Genomic DNA, 19,279 nt, shown 5'->3' on the forward strand with positions numbered 1-19,279 from the left:
CGCCGTCACCGCGCCTCGCGGCGCAACCGTACTTACCCGGGGCGAGCTCCGCGCAACCGGGCGATCAGAGGAAGAGCACGCACATGGCGTACGCGGCCGGTGCGGCGAGCGCGAAGCCGCCCAGCGGCCCCTGCATGTGCCGGGCCGCCCACATGGTCGGCGGCTCGCCGGCCATCAGCCGGCCCGCCTCGGCGTACCCGACGGCGAGGTCGGCCAGCACGGCGGTGGCGGCGGTGACCACCCCGACCAGCGCGGCGCTGGTCGGGGTGAAGCCGACCAGGTAGCTGCCGAGCACGGCGCTGGTCAGCGTGCCGAGCATGGCGCCCGCCACCACGCCGGCCGCGCCGCGCGGCACCTGGGGGGCGAGCCGGGGCCACGGGGCCACCGCGTCGGTCAGCCGGGCCACCAGCAGGGCCACCCCGGCGGCGGTGAGGCAGACCGTGATCGCCTGGGTGCCCTTGGGGATCCGGCTGAGCACGATGAGCGAGGCGAAGGCGACCACCCCGACCACGATGAGCAGGGTGCCGCCCAGCGAGTCGGTCACCCGGACCCGGTCCACCCGGCGGACGAGCTGGCCCAGCACGCCGAGCACCAGGCCGGCGACCGCGGCGTACCCGAGCGGAGCCAGGCCGGCGACGTCCGCCCGTACGGCGGCGACGTCGGCGATCACCGCGGTGCCGGCGCTGACCAGCGCGACGACCAGCAGCGCGGGCGGTCGCATGGCCATCGTCCAGGCGAGCACGTAGAGCAGTTGGACGCCGAAGATGATGGCCGCGAACGGCAACCGGTGGCCCGGGCCGGCGGTCTGCGCGCCGAGCACCAGGCCGACGCCGAGCAGCGCGGCGAAGCCGGCCACGGTGAGCGCCAGCGGCCGGCGGAACTCCACCGGCGGCACCTCGTCCTCGGGCACCTCGTCGGGGGCGTCGTCGGGGCGCCGGCTCGGGCCGCCCTTGCGGAGCCGACGGGGGCCCTTGCGCTCCCGCGGCTCCCCCTCCTCCGCACCCGTCCCGGCGCGTGGGGCGGGTGGGTAGCCACGGGCCGGGCCGGACGGCCCGGAGGACGGGTCGTCGTCGGCCCACGGTTCACGACCGGCGTCGCGCGAGGTGGAGGGAAACACGCCCCGATCGTGCCAGACCCGGGCGGCCCGGCGGAGGTCACGGTTTCGGCAACGTTAAAACCTGCGCCGCGATCGAGGGCAGAAAGGGCAAACGGGAAAAGGCGCGAAGGTGACGGTCGGACCATCGGTTACGCTCGACCCGTTACCCCGCCCGTCAGCGACGCCGGGACCCACGCAAGTTCACAGCGCCGCCCCCACCCGGGCGTGCCGCTGGTCGCGCGCGGCCGAAGGGCCGCCGGGACGGAGGTGATCGTGGAGCTCCTGCTGCTCGTGACCGCACGGGCCGGTGAGCCGTCGGCGGTGTTGCCGGCACTCGACCTGCTGCCGCATTCGGTGCGCACCGCACCCCGTGACGTCCGCACGCTGGTCTCCGGCCCGACGCCGGACGCCGTCCTGGTGGACGCCCGCTCCGAGCTGAGCGAGGCGCGGGCCACCTGCCGGATGCTGCACGCCACCGGGCTCGGGGTGCCGCTTGTCGCGGTGGTCACCGAGGCCGGCCTGATCGCGCTGAACGCCGACTGGGGCGTGGACGACGTGATCCTCGCCGGCGCCGGCCCGGCCGAGGTGGAGGCGCGCCTGCGGCTCGCGGTCGGCCGGCTGAACAACGCCGTCGCGGGCGCCGGCGGCTCGATCCGGGCCGGCGAGCTGAACATCGACCCGGACACGTACGCCGCCAAGCTGAAGGGCCGGCCGCTCGACCTGACCTACAAGGAGTTCGAGCTGTTGAAGTTCCTCGCCCAGCACCCGGGGCGGGTGTTCACCCGGGACCAGTTGCTGCGTGAGGTCTGGGGCTACGACTACTTCGGCGGCACCCGCACTGTCGACGTGCACGTCCGGCGGCTGCGCGCGAAGCTCGGCTCGGAGTACGAGTCGATGATCGGCACGGTCCGCCAGGTCGGCTACAAGTTCGTCGTGCCGCCGTCGCGCTCGCTGCCGGAGTCGGAGCCCGCCCCGCTGCCGGTCTGACCGCCACCCCTGCGGGGGGATATTTTCCCTATATGCCCCATTTGAACACTGAACCGCTCATATCCTGACTGCCGGATTGGTCAGGTTGAGGGGGGCCACGGTGCGCGCGGTGACCACGGGGGCGGCGAACGGCCGGTACCACTGATGTCCGGCTCGACGCTCAGAGCGGTGGCGGTGGTGACGGCGGTGCTCATCGGGCTGCTGGCCTCGGCGTACGCGCTGGGCCGCGGTCTGGTGCCGCAGCGGCATCCGACCGCCACCGGTGTGACCACCGCCGCCAACGCCCCGCACTACGCCGACCAGCCGCCGGACACCGCCCGACCGAGCCCGGACGCCACCGCGAGCGCGCCGGCCGTCACCGGCGACGGCGACGGCCCGTACGGCGCCCACGTCACCACCGGCTCGTCCCGGGTCGCGTTGACCTTCGACGACGGCCCCGACCCCCGGTGGACGCCACAGGTGCTCGCCCTGCTGAGCCAGTACGGCGTCAAGGCCACGTTCTGCGTCGTCGGCGAGAACGCGGAGAGCTACCCCGACCTGGTCCGCTCCATCGCGGCCGAGGGGCACACGCTGTGCAACCACTCCTGGAAGCACGACGTCAACCTGGGCCGGCGCACCCCGGAGACGATCCGGGCGGACCTGACCCGCACCAACGACGCGATCCTGGCCGCCGCGCCGGGCGCCCGGATCGCGTACTACCGTCAGCCGGGCGGCGCCTGGACCGGCACGGTGGCGTCGACCTGCGCGGAGCTGGGCCTCACGCCGCTGCACTGGAGCGTCGACCCGTCGGACTGGCGGGCGCCGGGGGCGGCGACCGTGGCGGCGCGGATCCGCGCGCAGATCGCGCCCGGCGCGATCGTGCTCATGCACGACGCGGGCGGGGACCGCTCCGGCACGGTCGCGGCGTTGCAGCAGCTCCTGCCCGAACTGCTCGCGCGGTACGAGCTGGAACCGCTGCCCACCCGCGTCCCGTGACGAGCGCCACCGCACGCCGTCGCCGCTCACCGGGAACGACCGCCCGCCGGCCGCTACCGTGACGGGGGTGAGCAGCACCGAGCCGACCAGCGGTCCCGAATCCGAGACAGCGACCCCGACCGGCCCTGTCGCCTCCACCGACCGGCTGACCACGGCCGAGATCGCCGACGTGCTGGCGCTGGCCGGCGCGGCCGGCGACACCGACGGCGCCGATCCGCTCGACGAGCACGTGCTGCTGCGGCTGCGCGACCCGGCGGCCCCGGCCGTGCACCTCACCGCCCGTGCCGCCGACGGCACCCTGACCGGGTACGCGCACCTGGACACCACCGCCCCGGCCGAGGGCGTCGGCGTGGAGCTGGTGGTGCACCCGGCGTACCGGCGGCGGGGCACCGGCCGGACGCTGGCCCGCGGCGTGCTGGCCGCCGCCACCGGGCCGCTGCGCGCCTGGGCGCACGGTGACCACCCGTCCGCCGCCGCGCTCGCGGTCGACCTCGGCTTCACCCGGGCCCGGGTGCTCTGGCAGCTCCGCCGCCCGCTGACCGGGGCGGTGCCCATGCCGGCCCTGCCGGAGGGTGTGGAGCTGCGCGCGTTCCGCCCCGGGGAGGACGACGAGAACTGGCTGGCGGTCAACAACGCGGCGTTCGCCCAGCATCCCGAGCAGGGCCGGTGGACGCTCGACGACCTGCGGGTACGTCTCGCCGAACCGTGGTTCGACCCGGCCGGCTTCCTGCTCGCGGTGGACGCCGCCACCGGCCGGCTGCTCGGCTTCCACTGGACCAAGGTGCACGAGCGGCCCGGCTCGGCCCGGATCGGCGAGGTCTACGTGCTCGGCGTCGACCCGTCCGTGCACCGGGGCGGGCTCGGCCGGGCGCTCACCGCCGCCGGCCTGGCCCACCTGCGCGAGCAGCGCGGGCTGGACCGGGTGATGCTCTACGTCGACGAGAGCAACACCGGCGCCGTCTCGCTCTACGAGCGGACCGGTTTCGCCCGCTGGTCCGCGCACGTCAACTACCAGCGCGCCTGAACCCGGGCGGAAAAACCGCCCTCGGCGGCGCGCAGGGGTCGCCAGTTCACGAAATGGACAGGCCCACCTCAGCGTACGGCCATCTCGCCGGCCGGACCTGTTCATCCCGCGTTCACTTCCGACCGGCGAACCGTCCACCTGGTCCTCCTAACTTTCACGTCAAGCCGGTCAGCGCCGGCCCCCGGAACCCCGGGCGACCTGACAAAGACGTGAAGGGAAACCCCTCAAGTGAAGCTCCAGCGGCACGGCGCCATCGCCTGTCTCGCTCTTACCGCGGTTCTCGGTCTCAGCGCCTGCGGCTCGGACAACAACGAGCCGGCCGGTGCGTCCGCCTCGGGCTCCACCGCCGCCGTCGACTGCGGCAAGGGCACGCTGAACGCGCAGGGCTCCTCCGCGCAGAAGAACGCCATGGCCGAGTGGATCAAGGCGTACCAGCAGAAGTGCGCGGGCACCACGATCAACTACGAGCCGAGCGGCTCCGGCGCCGGCATCCAGGCGTTCATCGCCGGCACCGCCGACTTCGCCGGCTCCGACTCCGCGCTCAAGCCGGAGGAGCAGCCGCAGGCCGACGCCAAGTGCGCCGGTGGCCAGGCCCTCAACCTGCCGATGGTGATCGGCCCGGTCGCGGTCGTCTACAACGTCAGCGGCGCGGACAACCTCCAGTTCAGCCCGGCCACCCTGGCCAAGATCTTCGCCGGCAAGGTCACCAAGTGGGACGACCCGGCGATCAAGGCCGACAACCCGGACGCCAAGCTGCCGTCGGCCGCGATCCAGGCGGTGCACCGCTCCGACGAGTCGGGCACCACCGACAACTTCACCAAGTACCTCGCCAAGACCGCCGGATCCGACTGGACCTTCGAGAACTCGAAGGCGTGGAAGGCCCCGGGCGGCGTCGGCGCGGCCAAGTCCGACGGTGTGGCCAGCAAGGTCAAGAGCACCGACGGCACCATCAGCTACGTCGAGTGGTCGTACGCCGAGAACTCCGGCCTGAAGATGGCCAAGGTCAAGAACGGCGCCGGTGAGTTCACCGAGCTGACCGCCGAGTCGGCCGGCAAGACCATCGCCGGGGCCACGTTCGAGGGCCAGGGCAACGACCTCAAGATGTCGATCGACTACAACACCAAGGAGGCCGGGGCGTACCCGATCGTCCTGGCGACCTACGAGATCGTCTGCAGCAAGGGCCTCGCCGCCGACAAGCTCCCGCTGGTCAAGGGGCTGCTCGGCCACGCGGCCAGCGCGGAGGGCCAGCAGGAGCTGGTCGAGCTGGGCTACGCCCCGCTCCCCGACGAGGTCCGCACCAAGGTCGAGGCCGCGGTCAAGAGCCTCTCCTGACGCCCTGATCGACACCACCTCAACGCGAAACGAGCGAGCAGATGGGTGACACCCCTCAGCGCTCGGCGCACGCCGGCACCGGCGGGACCCCCGTGGCCACGAGCCACGAGCGGCCCGCCGGTGCCTCGGCGCGTGTGGCCGAGCGCTCCGGCAACCCTGGCCGCCCCGACGGCGGCCTCGGCGGGGGCGGCGGCCTGCCCCGCGCCCGCGCCTTCGGCGCGGAACGGGCGTTCCGTGGCCTGACCCTGGCCGCCGGCAGCACCGTACTGATCGTCATCGCGGCCATCGCGATCTTCCTGATCGCCAAGGCCGTACCGGCGCTGCGGGCCAACACCGAGTCGTTCTGGACCTTCGAGGGCTGGTTCCCGAACGACAACCCGCCGAAGTTCGGCATCGGCGCGCTCGCCTTCGGCACCGTCCTCAGCTCGCTGCTGGCGCTGCTCGTGGCCGTGCCCGTCGCGCTGGGCATCGCCCTCTACCTGTCGCACTACGCCCCGCGCCGGCTCGGCAACAGCCTGGGCTTCCTGATCGACCTGCTGGCCGCCGTGCCGAGCGTGGTGTTCGGCCTCTGGGGCCGGGACTACTTCGCCGGCCCGGTCGCCGACCTCTCCGCCTGGCTGAACAAGTACTTCGGCTGGATCCCGATCTTCGGCGAGGGTCCGTACGGCAGCTCGATCCTGCTCGGCTCCGTGGTGCTGGCGATCATGGTGCTGCCGATCGTCACCTCGCTCTCCCGCGAGGTCTTCCGGCAGACCCCGACCGCCAACGAGGAGGCCGCGCTCGCGCTCGGCGCCACCCGCTGGGAGATGATCCGCACCGCGGTCCTGCCGTACGGCCGGCCGGGTGTCATCGCCGCGGTGATGCTGGGCCTGGGCCGGGCGCTCGGCGAGACCATCGCGCTCGCGCTGACGCTCGGCTCGACGTACGCCATCTCGTTCAACATCCTCGAAGCCGGCGGCAACTCGATCGCCGCGAACATCGCCAACCGCTTCGGCGAGGCGAACGACACCGGCCGCGGCGCGCTGATCGCCTCCGGCCTGGTGCTGTTCGCGATCACGCTGATCGTCAACATCACCGCGCGGGCGATCATCTACCGTCGCCGCGAGTTCACGGAGTCGGCTGCCTGATGACCACCACACTCCCCACCCACCGCCCGCGCCCGCCGGCCCAGCCGGCCACGCTGCGGGCGAGGCGGCTTCCCGCGTACGCCGCGCCCGCCATCGCCGTCGCGGCGCTGCTGCTGTCGGCGGGCCTCGTCTACGGCGCCGGCATCGGCGGCCCGGTCCTGGTCGTGGTGGTCGGCGCGCTGCTCTACCTGGTCGGTCTCTTCGTCGCGGCGAACGCGGTGGAGGGTCGCCGGTCGGCCCGCGACCGGACCTGGAGCGCACTGATCCACTCCGCGTTCGTGCTGGCCGTGCTGCCGCTGGCGTCGGTGGTCTGGACGCTGGTGAGCAAGGGCTCCGAGCGGTTGGACGCGAACTTCTTCGGCACCTCGATGAACAACATCGGGGCGCGGGACGCCAACGGCGGCGCCTACCACGCGATCATCGGCACGCTGGAGCAGGTCGGCATCGCCGCGTTGATCACCGTGCCGCTCGGCGTGCTCTGCGCGATCTACATCGTCGAGTACGGCCGCGGCCGGTTCGCGTTCACCATCCGCTTCTTCGTGGACGTGATGACCGGCATCCCGTCGATCGTCACCGGCCTGTTCGTGCTGGCGTTCTGGGTGCTGATCGTCTCGCCGTGGTTCAACGACGGCCGGCCGGGCTTCTCCGGCTTCGCCGCCGCGCTGGCGTTGAGCGTGCTCATGCTGCCCACCGTGGTCCGCTCCACCGAGGAGATGCTCCGGCTGGTGCCGGCGCCGCTGCGCGAGGGCGCGTACGCGCTCGGCGTGCCGAAGTGGAAGACCATCCTGCGGGTCGTGCTGCCGACCGCGCTGCCCGGCATCGTCACCGGCATCATGCTCGCCATCGCGCGGGCCGCCGGCGAGACCGCGCCGGTGCTGCTCGTCGCCGGTGGCGGCGCGGCGATCAACTTCAACCCGTTCGAGAACAACCAGTCGTCGCTGGCCCTCTTCGTCTACCAGCAGGCCGGCGAGGCGTCGAAGTACTCGCCGGCGCGGGCGTGGACCGCGGCGTTGACCCTGGTCGCGCTGGTGCTCGTGCTGACCGTCGCGGCGAAGCTGCTGGCCCGTCGAAACCGGCTCGGCCGATGAACCCCGGAGGTACCGCCACCATGGCCAAGCGCGTCGAAGCCGCGAACGTCACCGCCTACTACGGCGGGTTCAAGGCGATCGAGAACATCAACCTCACCGTCGAACCGAAGACCGTGACCGCCCTGATCGGCCCGTCCGGCTGCGGCAAGTCGACGTTCCTGCGGTCGATCAACCGGATGCACGAGGTGCTGCCCGGCGCCCGGGTCGAGGGCAACCTGACCATCGACGGGCAGGACGTCTACGACCGTGACGTGGACGTCACCGCGGTCCGCCGGATGATCGGCATGGTCTTCCAGCGGCCGAACCCGTTCCCCACCATGAGCATCTTCGACAACGTGGTGGCCGGCCTGCGGCTCAACGGCGTGCGGCGCAAGTCGATCCTGGAGGAGGCGGCCGAGAAGGCGCTCCGCTCGGCCAACCTCTGGGACGAGGTGAAGGACCGGCTGGGCAAGCCCGGCGCCGGCCTCTCCGGCGGCCAGCAGCAGCGGCTCTGCATCGCCCGGACCATCGCGGTGGAGCCGCAGGTGGTGCTGATGGACGAGCCGTGCTCGGCGCTGGACCCGATCTCCACGCTGGCCATCGAGGACCTGATGTTCCAGCTCAAGGACAAGTTCACCATCATCATCGTCACGCACAACATGCAGCAGGCCGCGCGGGTGTCGGACCGCACCGCGTTCTTCTCGATCGAGAAGACCGGCGACCCGGGCCGGCTGATCGAGTACGACAACACGCAGAAGATCTTCAGCAACCCCACCCAGAAGAAGACCGAGGACTACATCACCGGCCGCTTCGGCTGAGGTGTAAGGCGGGGCCCCCGGTTAACGCATTCCGCATAGGAAGGGGCCCCGCTTAACAACTCCGCTGGGTCAGAGCCCCGGGCTGAGCGCGCCGACCCACTCCTGGGTGGCGCCCGCGGTGTCGATGGTGCCGTCGCCGTTGAGCGCCACGTCGAACGTGATCGACCCGATCTTGCGGGAGCCGAAGCTGGGGATCGGCACTCCGTCGATCGTGATGTCCTTCGGGATGTCCAGGTAGATGTCCACGCCGGCCTGGTCGATCCGGTAGATCGTGCCGTTCTCCTTCGGGTACTGGTTGCCGTTGCGGGCGTCCTTCCGGTCGAAGGTCAGCCCGGCCGGCCACGGCGACGAGGTGAAGTCGTGCTGGATCGGGTCGATCCGCTGCCGGGTCACTCTGCCGTCCTGCCAGCAGAAGCGCCCCTTGAGCTGCGCATACGCCAGGCTGTCGATGATCCTGCGGCTGTCGTTGTTGCCGAGCAGCGTGCCGTACGTGACCGCGCCGTACTCGTCGGTGACGGTGAAGTCGCGACACTGCTCACCGGCCGGCGGCGCGCAGGTCCACTGGTAGGGGTTGCCGGGGATGCCGATCGGGATGGTGGAGACCCGACTCACCGTGACGATCGCGCCCGGCTGGATGGTGGCCAGCGCGCCGCTGTGGCCGGTGCCGTCCTCCTTGACCACGCCCCCGCCGGTGCCCACCGACACCGTCTGCCAGTACGACCCGTAGGAGAAATTCACCGCGGTCCCCCAGCTACCGGGGTACCAGTTGTTCGCGGTGACGTAGAAGTTCAGGATCGAGCCGGGCCAGCGGGGGTCGGGCCGGTCCATCCGGATCAGGTAGCAGCCGGGGGCGTACGGGGAGTTCACGCCACCGAACTGCAGGCTGACCTGGGTTTGCGTACCGACAGTGAACTGCCGGGGGCCGCTCGCCTGGGCGGGGGCCGCGGCGGCCAGTCCGACCAGCAGCACGGCCAGCAGGGTGAGGAGAGCGGCTCGTAGGCCGCTCCGTGCTCGTCGCACGGCGCGGAACCGGGCCATGGGCATGCGCATTGTCGTGCCTTCCGGTGTGGAGTGGACTACCTGCGCCAAGAAAAGGGCATCGATCGCGGTGAACGGAAGTGACGAATACGCACCGCCGGCCGCGCTCCCACTGCGTCCCGCGCAACACCGCACGTCGCCGGGCCCGGCCCCCCGGCCGCCGCCTCCGCACGACTTTCCGGGGCCCTGTCCGGCGGTGCCCGCGACGGGTATAACAGCAGTGTGCAGTGGCCCGACCTTCAGGCATTCGCCGAGGTTTCCGAGGAACTCTCGTTCGGCCGTGCCGCCGAGCGACTGCACCTGTCCCCCTCGGCCGTGGTGCGCCGGATCCAGCGACTGGAGCGGGATCTGGGGCAGCGGCTGCTCGAACGCTCCACTGTGCACGTGGCACTCACCCCGGCCGGCGCGGCGCTGGCCGCCCGCCTGCCCGTCCTGACCGACCACTGGCAGCAGGTGATCCGGGACGTGCGCGACGCACCGGGGTCGACGCCGCGGCTACGGCTGGGCCTGATCGAGCTGTGCAGCCGGCGGATGGCCGAACACATCGCCGCCGGCATGCCGGAGCGCCAGCTCGACTGGCTCACCGACGACGCCGCCGAGTTGTCGGCCATGCTGCGGCGCGGCGACCTGGACATGGCACTGTTGGCGGCCTTCCCCGGGGAGCCGCTTGACGTTCCCGCGCCGCTGCACGCGGTCACCGTCGTCCACGAGCCGATCTGGATCATGATCGGCCGCACCCATCCGCTCGGCGACGCGGAACTGCTGGACATGACACAGTTGGCGGCGGAGAGCTGGGTGATCAGCCCGCGCAGCCAGTCGCCGTTCCAGTGGGAGGCCCGGATCCTCGCGAACTATCCACAGACGACGGTGGTGCCGACGACGTTCCTCGCGGGCCGGCAGTTGATCGATGCGGGGCGGGCGGTCGCCTTCGCCAGCGCGCTCGGCCACTCCCTGCCCCCGTACCGGGTGGTGCCGCTGCGTGGCCTCGCCGACTCCGCCGCGCGCCACGTCTACCTGGCCTGGAACCCGACGTTGGCGGGTGGGCAGTTGCCCAACCGGGTGCTGGCCCTGGTGCGGGGCCTCTATCGGGCCCAGGCCCGCCGCTCGCCGGCGTACTGGGACTGGATCTGTCGGCATCCGACCTCGTTCCCGGGGATCGCCGACGGCACGGGCTAGTGCTCCAGCCGCGGCTCCCCCACTGCACCGCGCCGCCGCAGCAGGGCCACCGCGCCCACGCCCAGAAGCCCGACGACCGCACTGACCGCCAACAGCGGGAGTCCCGCCATGACGGCGCTGACAGCGACGCCGGCCAGGGCCCATCCGGCGGTGAGGGTGTAGGGCAGTTGACCTCGGAGCAGGAAGGCGCCGACGCCTGCGGCCGTGGCCGCCGCCACCACGAACGCGCATTGCAGGGCCAACCCCGGGCCCCCGACGAACGCCGACTCCGGCAGCAGGGTGGCCGTGTTGACGCACACCGCCGCGGTCGACCAGCCGGCGTAGACGCCGAGCACCCCGCCAACCAGCGCCCGGCTCGTCCGCTCCCGGTGGTCGGTCGACATCAGGACCCGTCGGAGGCCCACCGCCAGCCCGGCGAGCATCGCCACGAAGATCGGCACGGTGAGCCAGGTCGCGGCGGAGGCGGCAGCGACCAGCCAGGCGACGAAACCGAGCTGGACCAGCGACAGCGGCACCTGCACCCGCCGGTACGGCGGCTCCGTCGCCCGGCTGAGGGGGAAGCCCCACACCGCCACGGCGAGACAGCCGAGCAGGATCACGCCCCAGACGGCGAAGAACGGCCCCGGCGGCACCAGGGGTGGGTCGTCAGCCTGGCTTCGGAAGCCGATCAGCGGCGGCGCGGCGACCTGGAGGAGCGCCGTGGCCAGCAGCAGCCAACGACCGAAAGATCCAACGGTACGAGACGAGTGGTTCACGGAGAGTGGCATGACCAGTGTTCGTCGGACCATGCCGCAGTGGATTCACCCGGCGGCACCGCATCGCGTCAGCGCAGCAAGAAGCGCGGCTCGGCACCGTCCAGATCCGCGATCCGCGGCAGGATCGGCGTACCCGGGTCCCGTTCCGACGCCGCGCGGGCCACGCCGGCGAGGTCGCCGGCGGCGGCCACCTCGGCGAGCGTGACCATGGTCGGCGGCAGCATGGTCAGCTCGCCGGCCTCCGCCCGGGCCGACGCGTCCGCCGGCCGCAGCCACAGCGTGTGGTCGGCCTCGCCGGAGACGTCGCGGGTCCGCTGCCCCTCGGGCAGCAGGGCGACGAAGAAGTACGTGTCGAAGCGGCGCGGCTCGAACTCCGGGGTGATCCACCTGGTCCACGGCAGCAGCAGGTCGGACCGGAGCGTGAGCCCACGCCGGGCCAGCAGTTCGGCGAAGCCGGTGCGCCGGCCCACCAGGTCCTGCCGGGCCGCCTCCCAGTCGTCGCCGCTCACGTCGCCGACCACCGTTGCCTCGTCCGGGCCGGCCAGCAGCACGCCCGCCTCCTCGAAGACCTCGCGGGCGGCGGCGCAGACCACCGCCTGCGCGTCCGCCGGGTCGAGTCGGAGCCGCTCACCCCAGGCGGCCGGCGTGGGCCCGGCCCAGCCGAGGTGCGCCTCCGAGTCGGAGCGGTCCACCCCGCCGCCGGGGAACGCGTACATCCCGCCGAACGTCATCGCCGCCACCCGCCGGATCAGGTAGACCTCGAAGTCGTCGCCGGCCGGGCGGAGCAGCAGCACTGTCGCGGCGACCCGGGGCACCGCGGGCACGCCACCCTCGGCGTGGAACCGGCGGGCGTGCTCCACCAGGGCGGGGGGTGCGGCGAAGCCGTCGATCATCATGCGCCGAGCCTAGGCCCTGCCTCGCGGATCATGTTCGGACGCAGGCGCCCGCCCGGCCCGACCGATGACATCATGGGTCGATGATCGAGGCCCTCGATGCCGTGATCGCCAAGGTCCTCGACTGGGCGCCCGGGGCCGACCAAGCCCTGATCGCCGCCGGGCCGACCGGAGCGAGACGTGTCTTCGACCTCTACTACGGCAGGGCCACGGCGAACCTGGTCACGAGAGCCACCGGCCGGGAGCTGGGCGACGGCTGGTCGGCCGCCCTGCACATCGCCGCCTCGATCGCGCCCGAGGAGTTCCTCGCCCGGATGCCGAGCCGCGTCGGCACCACGGAGATCGTGATCCTCGGCGACGTCAACGATCCCCGCGCTACGCACATCCTCTGCGAGCAGGCCCGGCACCAGGACTTCCTGCACCGCGTCAACGCCGTCAGGGCACTGGCCAAGCACACCGGCCCGGCGAGCCGGGCGGCGGTCGAGCAGGCCCTCGCCGATGAGGATCTCGTGGTCCGCAGTGCGGCGATCCGCTGTGTCGCCGACGCGGATCCCGGCCGGGGCAGGGCCTTGTACGAGGCATTCCTGGCAGAGCCTCGCCTCACCCCACTCCTGCGGCAGGAGGCGCGGAAGGCGTTGTCCCACCTGCGAGCAGGCCGTCCGGTACCGCCTCACCCGTGACGATGGCGGTCGGCTTCAGCTCGACGGAGACGGCGAGGTCCTCGGCGACCCGCCCCGCCGCGTCCAGCCGAGGAACCGGGCCCGCAGGGTCAGCGGATCCTCGCCGACGAGCTGCCCGGCGGCTTCCGCCTGAAGTGCCGCCAGGTAGACCGCGAGTGCCAGCCGGTCGTCGCCGTACTCGGCCAGCAGCGTGCGGCGGGCGGCGTCGCAGGGCCACGACTGGTCGCAGGTGTCGCAGTGCCAGGCGGGACGCCGGGCGACGTGGCTCATCGCAGCCTCAGCGCGATGGCCCGCGCCTCGTCGTCGCTCAACGGCAGGAACCACAGGAAGCGCTTGACGATCTCGGGCGGGGTCGGGCCGTCCGCCCGGCCACGAAGGTCGCGAAGGGCCCGCCGGGTCAGCCGGCTGAACTCGGGAATCAGCGTCGCGCGGCGGACGGCGTCCGTCGGGGCGGCGCGCAGCGTCGGGCACGGCCAGTCGTGGCCGCAGCGCGCGCAGATCCAGGCCGGTCCGTCCGCCACGTGTGCCGAGAGCGGAACCGCAGCGGTACGCGGAGACCAGCGCGACTCCGGCGCGGTGTTCTTCGACCGCTCCGGGCTGCGGCGGGGTACCGCACTGGTCGGTCCTGGCATGGGCTTCTCGTCGGGCATGGCGCTCCCCCGGTCGGACGATCAGGAGGGGCCGCCGCCCGAGTGCTCGCTCACCGCGACGGCCCCGCGCGACGCGACCGCCGGGCTCCGCCTCCACCAGCCGCGCCGTCGATTCCACCCTGGACGTCGACCCACTACCCTCGGAATAGTTGCGACCCGATCACGGAACGTATGTGCCGGTCATGGGCAGCCGTGGAACTCTCTCTCCCGCTGTGGAAAGTGGTGGAATCCGTGGGAATCTCGCCGTCCGAGTACCTGGTCCGGGAGCTTCGGCGACGTCGGACCGCCGCCGGGCTCACCCAGACCCAGCTCGGCGAGAAAGCCTTCTGCTCCGATTCGCAGGTGAGCGCAATCGAGACGGGAGCAAAGTCGCCGACGCCCTCCTATCTCAAGTCGGTCGACCAGGCACTGAATACGGGCGGCTACTTTCTGACGCTCTGGGACGAGTTGGTGAAGGGTGAGGCCGCGCCGGTCTGGCTGCGCGAGTGGATCGAGATCGAGCGGGAAGCCACCGCGTTCAGGTGGTACGAACATGCCTTTGTCCCTGGCCTCCTTCAAACCGAGGGATACGCGCGGGCGACCTTCAGGGCGTCCCGCGTTCCGACCGAAGACCTGGACCAACGGGTGGCGACGCGACTGGACCGGCAGGCCGTGCTGAACCGCGAGCCGGCACCTCGGCTCTTCGTCGTCCTCGACAAAGTGGTCCTCCGCCGCCCCTGCGGCGGGCCAGACGTGATGCGTGAGCAGTTGGTGCACCTGATCGATCAAGCTGAACGCCCACATATCGAGTTGCAGGTCGTCCCGGTGTCCACTGGGATGTATTCCGGGCTGGCCGGTGCGTTCATTCTCGCTGACCTGCCTGGCGGGAACCGCGCGGGCTACGTGGACAACCAGCTCTCGGCGCAGGTCGCCGAGCAGCCCGAGGTGATTGCTAGCCTCGGACTGGCGTGGGATGCCGTCCGCAGTGAAGCGCTCCCGACCGGAATGAGTCTCGACATGCTCAAGGAAGCGGCGAAGACATGGACATGACCGGCGCGCAGTGGCGCAAAGCGTCACGATCCTCAACCAACGGCGGGGCCTGTGTCGAGGTGGCCGACAACCTTGGCGGCGTGGTCGGCGTACGCGATTCGAAGGACCCGACCGGGCCGGCGCTGGTCTTTCCGGCGGCGTCGTGGCGGGTGTTCGTCGCGGAGGTCGCCGGCCGGGCCTGACGTCCCGACGGGTGGATCATGCTGCCGGTGAGCGAGCCAGGCGGGATAGCGTTCCGGCATGACGCGTTGGGGAATCCTGGCCACCGGACACATCGCCGCCTGCTTCGCCACCGACCTGCGCCTGGTGCCGGGCGCCGAACTGGTGGCGGTCGGGTCGCGTACCCGGGAGGGCGCCGAGACGTTCGCGCGGCGGTTCGACGTGCCGCGGGCGTACGCCTCCTGGGCCGAACTGGCCGCGGACCCGGACCTGGACGCGATCTACGTGGCCACTCCGCACGCCGCGCACCACGAGGCGGCGCTCGCCTGCCTGGCCGGCGGTAAGGCGGTGCTGGTGGAGAAGCCCTGCACGCTGGACCTGCCCACCACCGTCGAGTTGGTGGAGACGGCACGCGCCCGCGGGCTCTTCTTCATGGAGGCCATGTGGATGCGGACGAACCCGCTGATCCTGCGCGTGCTGGAGCTGATCTCCGACGGCGCGATCGGCGAGGTCACCCAGGTCCGGGCCGACTTCGGGGTGGCCGGGCCGTTCCCGCCGGAGCACCGGATGCGGGCCCGTACGCTCGGCGGCGGCGCGCTGCTGGACCTCGGCGTCTACCCGCTGAGCCTGGCCCATCTGGTGCTCGGGATGCCACAGCACGTGCAGGCGTGGGCCCGGCTGAGCCCGGAGGCGGTCGACGAGAACACCGGCATGGTCCTGGGCTGGGACTCCGGCGCGGTGGCCACGCTGAGCTGCGGCATGGTCGGCGCCACCGCGATCACCGCGTCGATCACCGGCACCACCGGCCGGATCGATCTGCCGGAGCCGTTCTTCCGGCCCGGGTCGGCGGTGCTGCACCGGCTCGGCGCCGAGCCGGAGGCGATCCCGGCGGACCTGACCGGTGGCGGCTACCAGTACGAGGCGATCGAGGTGGGACGCTGCCTGGCCGCCGGGCTGACCGAGAGCCCGCTGGTGCCGCACGCCACCACGCTGGAGATCATGACCCTGATCGACGACATCAAGGCCCGGATCGGCGTCTCCTACGCGTGAAGCAGGGCCCCTTCTTAACGCCAGATGTTAAGAAGGGGCCCCTGCTCTACCGGAGGCGTTAAGAGGGGGCCCCTCCTTCGCTAGAACAGCGGGCGGACCAGCAGGTACGCGAGGCAGGCGATGGCCGCCGCCGCCGGGAACGTGATGATCCAGGCGATCACGATGTTGCCGGCCACGTTCCAACGCACCGCGGAGAGCCGCTTGGTCGCGCCGACACCCATGATCGCCGAGGTGATCGTGTGGGTGGTGGAGATCGGGGCCTTGAGCACCAGCGCGTTGAAGTAGAGCACCGCGCTGGCCACGGTCTCGGCCGCGAAGCCCTCTGCCGGGCCCAGGTCGATGATCTTCCGGCCCAGCGTCCGGATGATCCGCCAGCCGCCCGCGTAGGTGCCGAGCGCCAGCATCGTGGCGGATGTCCAGAACACCCAGTCCGGGATGTGCGTCTTGCTCTCCTGGAAGCCGCCGGTGTAGAGCGCCAGCACGATGATGCCCATGGTCTTGGCGGCGTCCTGCATGCCGTGGCCGACCGACATGGCGGCGGCGGAGGCGGTCTGCGCCCAGCGGAAGCCACGGTTGAGCTTGCCCGGCTGCCCCTTCCGGAACAGCCACATGATCGCCAGCATCACCAGGAAGCCGAGCACCAGGCCGACCACCGGCGACAGCACCATCGGGATGAGGACCTTCGCCACGATGTTGCCCCACTGGACGATGCCGTCGGCGGCGAACAGGGTCGCGCCGACCAGGCCGCCGAAGAGGGCGTGCGAGGAGGACGAGGGCAGGCCGAAGTACCAGGTGATCAGGTTCCAGGCGATCGCGCCGAGCACGCCGGCGAAGACCACGCCGAGGCTCTCCACCCCGGTCGGGAGCGTGACCAGGCCGTCGCCGACCGTCTTGGCGACCCCGGCGCCGAAGTGCGCGCCGACGAAGTTGCCGACGGCGGCGAGGCCGAGGGCGATCCGGGGTGTCAACGCCCGGGTCGAGATGCTGGTCGCGATCGCGTTGGCCGCGTCATGGAAGCCGTTCGTGTAGTCGAACGCCATGGCGACCGCGATCACCGCCAGCACGGCGATGAGTTCGGGGCTCACAGGATCAGGACTCCTTGACCGCGATGGTCTCGACGGTGTTGGCGACGTGCTCGAAGGCGTCGCAGGCGGCCTCCAGCTCGTCGGCGACCTCCTTCATCTTCAGCACCGTGAGCGCGTCGTACTCGCCGGAGAAGAGCCGCACCAGCAGCATCCGGTACGCCTGGTCGCCGTCGTTCTCCAGCCGGTTGCACTCGATCCAGTAGTCCTCGAGGTCCTTCATCGACTTCAACCGGGGCATCGCCTCGGCGGTGAGCTTGGCCTGCTGGTCGAGCACGTTGACCAGCTCGTGCAGCTCGCGCGGGAGCGACGGAAGCTTGGTCAGGCCGTACAGGTAGAGCAGGTTGCCGACCGCCTCCAGGTGGTCCATCACGTCGTCGAGCAGCGAGCCCAGCCGGTAGATGTCCTCCCGGTCGAACGGCGTGATGAAGGTGGAGTTGATCTTCTTGTAGAGATCGTGCGTGATCTGGTCGCTGTCGTGCTCGACCTCGGTCAGCCGCTCGCTGATCGACTGCACGTCCGCGCCGGGCAGGCCCAGCTCGTTGAGCAGGTCGGTCCCCTTCACCAGGTTCTGCGCGGCCCTGGTGAAGAGCTCGTAGAAGGCGCCCTCGGTGGGACGGAAGGAAAACTTCACAGCACGGACCTCGTCGTGTCGGTGGAAGGGTGGCCGTCGCCTGGCAAGGCGCCTGCTCTGGGCATGCTAGGGACCCGCCGGAACCGGGCATCGACCGGCCCACCCCTGGTCAGACCCGATTCACCGCTCGTTCACCTGCTGTTCACCTGAGTGCTCGAAGCCCTGGTCACGCAACCGGTCACGCTCCCGTTCCACGTCGAAATCGGCAGCCGGATACCCGAGATCCAAGCCGTCGAACGTCTCGCGCAGCAGGTGGGCCAGCGCCCAGTCGCGGTACCACTTGCGGTCCGCCGGCACCACGAACCAGGGCGCGGCGTCCGTGCCGCAGCGCTCCAGCGCCTCGGCGTACGCGGCCTGGTAATCGTCCCACCGGGCCCGGGTGTCCAGATCGCTCGGGTTGTACTTCCAGTACTTCGTCGGGTCGGTCAGCCGTTCCATCAGCCGCTCACCCTGCTCGGCGTGAGAGATGTGCAGCATGACCTTGACCACGGTGACCGCCTGCTCGGTCAGCTCCCGCTCGAAGTCGTTGATGATCTCGTAGCGGGACCGCCAGGTGGCCTCGTCGACCAGCCCCTCCACCCGGGCGATCAGCACGTCCTCGTAGTGCGAGCGGTTGAACACGCCCACGTAGCCCGGGGGTGGCAGCGCCCGCCGGATCCGCCACAGGAAGTCGTGCCGCAGCTCCTCCTCGGTGGGCGGGCCGAACGAGCGGATGTGCAGCCCGAGCGGGTTCATCGCGCCGGCCACCCGCTTCACCGCGCCGTCCTTGCCGCCGCAGTCCATCGCCTGGAGCACCAGCAGCACCCGGCGGGGCCGGCCCGCACCCAGGTGCGCCCCGGCCTGGACGGGCGCGCTGGTGGCGCTGCCCGGGCCAGCGGCGACCTGGGCGGCGGCGTACAGCATCTCCTGCTGCCGGGCCAGCTCCGCACCGACCAGTTCGACCTGGCCACGGGCCCATTCCTTGCGCGCCGACCCGCGACCTGCCGCCTTCGGCAGCCCCGGCGTCGAGCGGGGGTCCACGGCCGCGAGGTCCACCGACCCCGGCCCCACCCGCAGCAGCTCCCGCATCGACCCGTCCTCGGGCCTCACCACCCCAGTCATCCCCCGATCCTCACCCGCCGGGCCCGATCATGGGTACGGAGCGTCCGAGAGATCCGCTACGTGCGTTTTGTTCAGACCACCAGGGCCAACCACTTCCGGTACGAGGTGGCGAACGGCTCGGTGCCGTCACCGAGCGCGCCCAGCAGCCAGCGGGACGCCGCCTCGGCCTCGGCGACCAGGTCGTCCGGGTAGTTCCACCGGGCCCGGTGCTCGGCGAACTCGTCCTCGTCGCGCAGCTCGACCAGGCCCGTCTCGCGGCGGCGCACCACGTCCAGGTCGAGGTCGACCAGGTGAACCGTCTCGTCGCCCTCCCAGCGGGCCGGGGTGGCGATGTCGCAGTAGACCTCGCTGGTCCGCGGCGGCGGGTTGAACATGCCCGTCCACCACGCGTTCCGGGGCACCAGCAGGACGAACGGAATCTGCTCGACCGACGGCCGGCCGTGGTAGACCGACTCGGTGCCGGCCGGCACGCCGAGCCAGATGCCGAGGTCGTCCTCGGCGAGCCGACGGGCCGGGTAGTCGCGGTGCGCGCTGCCGTCGTACTTGCGGTAGATCACGCGGACCACATCGCTCGGCATGCCTGGCACCCTAACCGATTCCGGCCAC

The 19,279-nt window shown here is 71.7% G+C and carries 22 protein-coding genes; 12 read left to right on the forward strand and 10 right to left on the reverse strand.

Annotated features, from left to right (window positions below; all coding sequences use genetic code 11):
- Positions 1–64: 64 nt before the first annotated feature.
- Positions 65–1,117: a hypothetical protein gene (locus tag C8054_RS24125; RefSeq protein WP_107160509.1), complete on the reverse strand. Its 1,053-nt coding sequence runs from the start codon at positions 1,115–1,117 to the stop codon at positions 65–67.
- A gap of 246 nt (positions 1,118–1,363) precedes the next feature.
- On the opposite strand from C8054_RS24125, the gene C8054_RS24130 reads away from it, so the two are divergent.
- The 7 genes from C8054_RS24130 (at position 1,364) to pstB (ending at position 8,426) form a co-directional block, all read left to right on the forward strand.
- Complete coding sequence (locus tag C8054_RS24130) at positions 1,364–2,083, forward strand: response regulator transcription factor (protein ID WP_199199901.1); 720 nt, start codon at positions 1,364–1,366, stop codon at positions 2,081–2,083.
- Positions 2,084–2,227: 144 nt separating this feature from the next.
- Positions 2,228–3,058 carry a polysaccharide deacetylase family protein gene (locus C8054_RS24135; protein ID WP_107160511.1) on the forward strand — a complete coding sequence of 277 codons (831 nt, stop codon included), beginning with the start codon at positions 2,228–2,230 and terminating at the stop codon, positions 3,056–3,058.
- 145 nt (positions 3,059–3,203) lie between these two features.
- Complete coding sequence (gene mshD, locus C8054_RS24140) at positions 3,204–4,082, forward strand: mycothiol synthase (RefSeq protein WP_233220163.1); 879 nt, start codon at positions 3,204–3,206, stop codon at positions 4,080–4,082.
- Between the two features lie 228 nt (positions 4,083–4,310).
- Entirely contained in the window at positions 4,311–5,414 is a 1,104-nt protein-coding gene (pstS, locus tag C8054_RS24145; RefSeq protein ID WP_107160516.1) for a phosphate ABC transporter substrate-binding protein PstS, read from the forward strand.
- 41 nt (positions 5,415–5,455) lie between these two features.
- A complete protein-coding gene (gene pstC / locus C8054_RS24150; RefSeq protein ID WP_107160518.1) occupies positions 5,456–6,541 on the forward strand; it encodes a phosphate ABC transporter permease subunit PstC in 1,086 nt (361 codons plus the stop codon).
- The gene (gene pstA, locus C8054_RS24155) at positions 6,541–7,629 is read left to right on the forward strand and encodes a phosphate ABC transporter permease PstA (protein ID WP_107160520.1); all 1,089 of its coding nucleotides are present in this window, start codon (positions 6,541–6,543) and stop codon (positions 7,627–7,629) included. The genes pstC and pstA overlap by 1 nt, the downstream gene beginning before the upstream one ends.
- 20 nt (positions 7,630–7,649) lie before the next feature.
- Positions 7,650–8,426 carry a phosphate ABC transporter ATP-binding protein PstB gene (gene pstB, locus C8054_RS24160; protein ID WP_107160589.1) on the forward strand — a complete coding sequence of 259 codons (777 nt, stop codon included), beginning with the start codon at positions 7,650–7,652 and terminating at the stop codon, positions 8,424–8,426.
- A gap of 69 nt (positions 8,427–8,495) precedes the next feature.
- Here pstB and C8054_RS24165 read toward each other — a convergent pair whose 3' ends face one another.
- Positions 8,496–9,476: a hypothetical protein gene (locus C8054_RS24165; RefSeq protein WP_146179960.1), complete on the reverse strand. Its 981-nt coding sequence runs from the start codon at positions 9,474–9,476 to the stop codon at positions 8,496–8,498.
- 210 nt (positions 9,477–9,686) lie between these two features.
- Between C8054_RS24165 and C8054_RS24170 the strand changes: the two genes are divergently transcribed.
- The gene (locus tag C8054_RS24170) at positions 9,687–10,640 is read left to right on the forward strand and encodes a LysR family transcriptional regulator (protein ID WP_107160524.1); all 954 of its coding nucleotides are present in this window, start codon (positions 9,687–9,689) and stop codon (positions 10,638–10,640) included.
- Here C8054_RS24170 and C8054_RS24175 read toward each other — a convergent pair.
- Both C8054_RS24175 and C8054_RS24180 read right to left on the reverse strand, forming a co-directional pair.
- Complete coding sequence (locus tag C8054_RS24175; RefSeq protein ID WP_107160526.1) at positions 10,637–11,407, reverse strand: hypothetical protein; 771 nt, start codon at positions 11,405–11,407, stop codon at positions 10,637–10,639. The two genes, C8054_RS24170 and C8054_RS24175, sit on opposite strands and share 4 nt — an antisense overlap.
- 56 nt (positions 11,408–11,463) lie before the next feature.
- Positions 11,464–12,291: an NUDIX domain-containing protein gene (locus tag C8054_RS24180; protein WP_107160528.1), complete on the reverse strand. Its 828-nt coding sequence runs from the start codon at positions 12,289–12,291 to the stop codon at positions 11,464–11,466.
- 80 nt (positions 12,292–12,371) lie between these two features.
- Here C8054_RS24180 and C8054_RS24185 point away from each other — a divergent pair, with 80 nt between their 5' ends.
- Positions 12,372–12,968, forward strand: a complete 597-nt coding sequence (locus C8054_RS24185; RefSeq protein WP_107160530.1) for a HEAT repeat domain-containing protein — start codon at positions 12,372–12,374, stop codon at positions 12,966–12,968.
- Positions 12,969–12,983: 15 nt separating this feature from the next.
- On the opposite strand, the gene C8054_RS24190 is transcribed toward C8054_RS24185, so the two are convergent.
- The gene (locus tag C8054_RS24190; protein ID WP_107160533.1) at positions 12,984–13,238 is read right to left on the reverse strand and encodes a flavin reductase; all 255 of its coding nucleotides are present in this window, start codon (positions 13,236–13,238) and stop codon (positions 12,984–12,986) included.
- On the reverse strand, positions 13,235–13,600 hold the full coding sequence (locus C8054_RS24195; RefSeq protein WP_233220154.1) for a hypothetical protein: 366 nt from the start codon (positions 13,598–13,600) through the stop codon (positions 13,235–13,237). The genes C8054_RS24190 and C8054_RS24195 overlap by 4 nt, the downstream gene beginning before the upstream one ends.
- A gap of 210 nt (positions 13,601–13,810) precedes the next feature.
- On the opposite strand from C8054_RS24195, the gene C8054_RS24200 reads away from it, so the two are divergent.
- Genes C8054_RS24200 through C8054_RS24210 form a run of 3 tightly spaced genes read left to right on the forward strand, consistent with a single transcriptional unit; the run spans position 13,811 to position 15,856 of the window.
- The gene (locus C8054_RS24200) at positions 13,811–14,647 is read left to right on the forward strand and encodes a helix-turn-helix transcriptional regulator (protein ID WP_233220156.1); all 837 of its coding nucleotides are present in this window, start codon (positions 13,811–13,813) and stop codon (positions 14,645–14,647) included.
- Positions 14,638–14,829, forward strand: a complete 192-nt coding sequence (locus C8054_RS24205; RefSeq protein WP_107160537.1) for a DUF397 domain-containing protein — start codon at positions 14,638–14,640, stop codon at positions 14,827–14,829. Before C8054_RS24200 ends, C8054_RS24205 begins: the two co-directional genes overlap by 10 nt.
- Before the next feature lie 58 nt (positions 14,830–14,887).
- Complete coding sequence (locus C8054_RS24210) at positions 14,888–15,856, forward strand: Gfo/Idh/MocA family protein (RefSeq protein WP_107160539.1); 969 nt, start codon at positions 14,888–14,890, stop codon at positions 15,854–15,856.
- A gap of 80 nt (positions 15,857–15,936) precedes the next feature.
- Here the strand turns inward: C8054_RS24210 and C8054_RS24215 are convergent, their stop codons facing one another.
- The 4 genes from C8054_RS24215 to C8054_RS24230 all read right to left on the reverse strand — a co-directional run bounded on the left by C8054_RS24215 (position 15,937) and on the right by C8054_RS24230 (position 19,251).
- The gene (locus C8054_RS24215; RefSeq protein ID WP_107160541.1) at positions 15,937–16,941 is read right to left on the reverse strand and encodes an inorganic phosphate transporter; all 1,005 of its coding nucleotides are present in this window, start codon (positions 16,939–16,941) and stop codon (positions 15,937–15,939) included.
- Between the two features lie 4 nt (positions 16,942–16,945).
- Positions 16,946–17,572, reverse strand: coding sequence for a DUF47 domain-containing protein (locus C8054_RS24220; protein WP_089157475.1), 627 nt, complete (start codon positions 17,570–17,572; stop codon positions 16,946–16,948).
- 120 nt (positions 17,573–17,692) lie between these two features.
- Complete coding sequence (locus C8054_RS24225; protein WP_107160543.1) at positions 17,693–18,673, reverse strand: PPK2 family polyphosphate kinase; 981 nt, start codon at positions 18,671–18,673, stop codon at positions 17,693–17,695.
- 71 nt (positions 18,674–18,744) lie between these two features.
- Positions 18,745–19,251, reverse strand: a complete 507-nt coding sequence (locus C8054_RS24230) for a DUF402 domain-containing protein (protein WP_107160545.1) — start codon at positions 19,249–19,251, stop codon at positions 18,745–18,747.
- Positions 19,252–19,279 lie beyond the last annotated feature (28 nt).

Origin of the sequence: Micromonospora sp. RP3T (assembly GCF_003027925.1) — a bacterium.
Taxonomy (GTDB): Bacteria; Actinomycetota; Actinomycetes; order Mycobacteriales; family Micromonosporaceae; genus Micromonospora.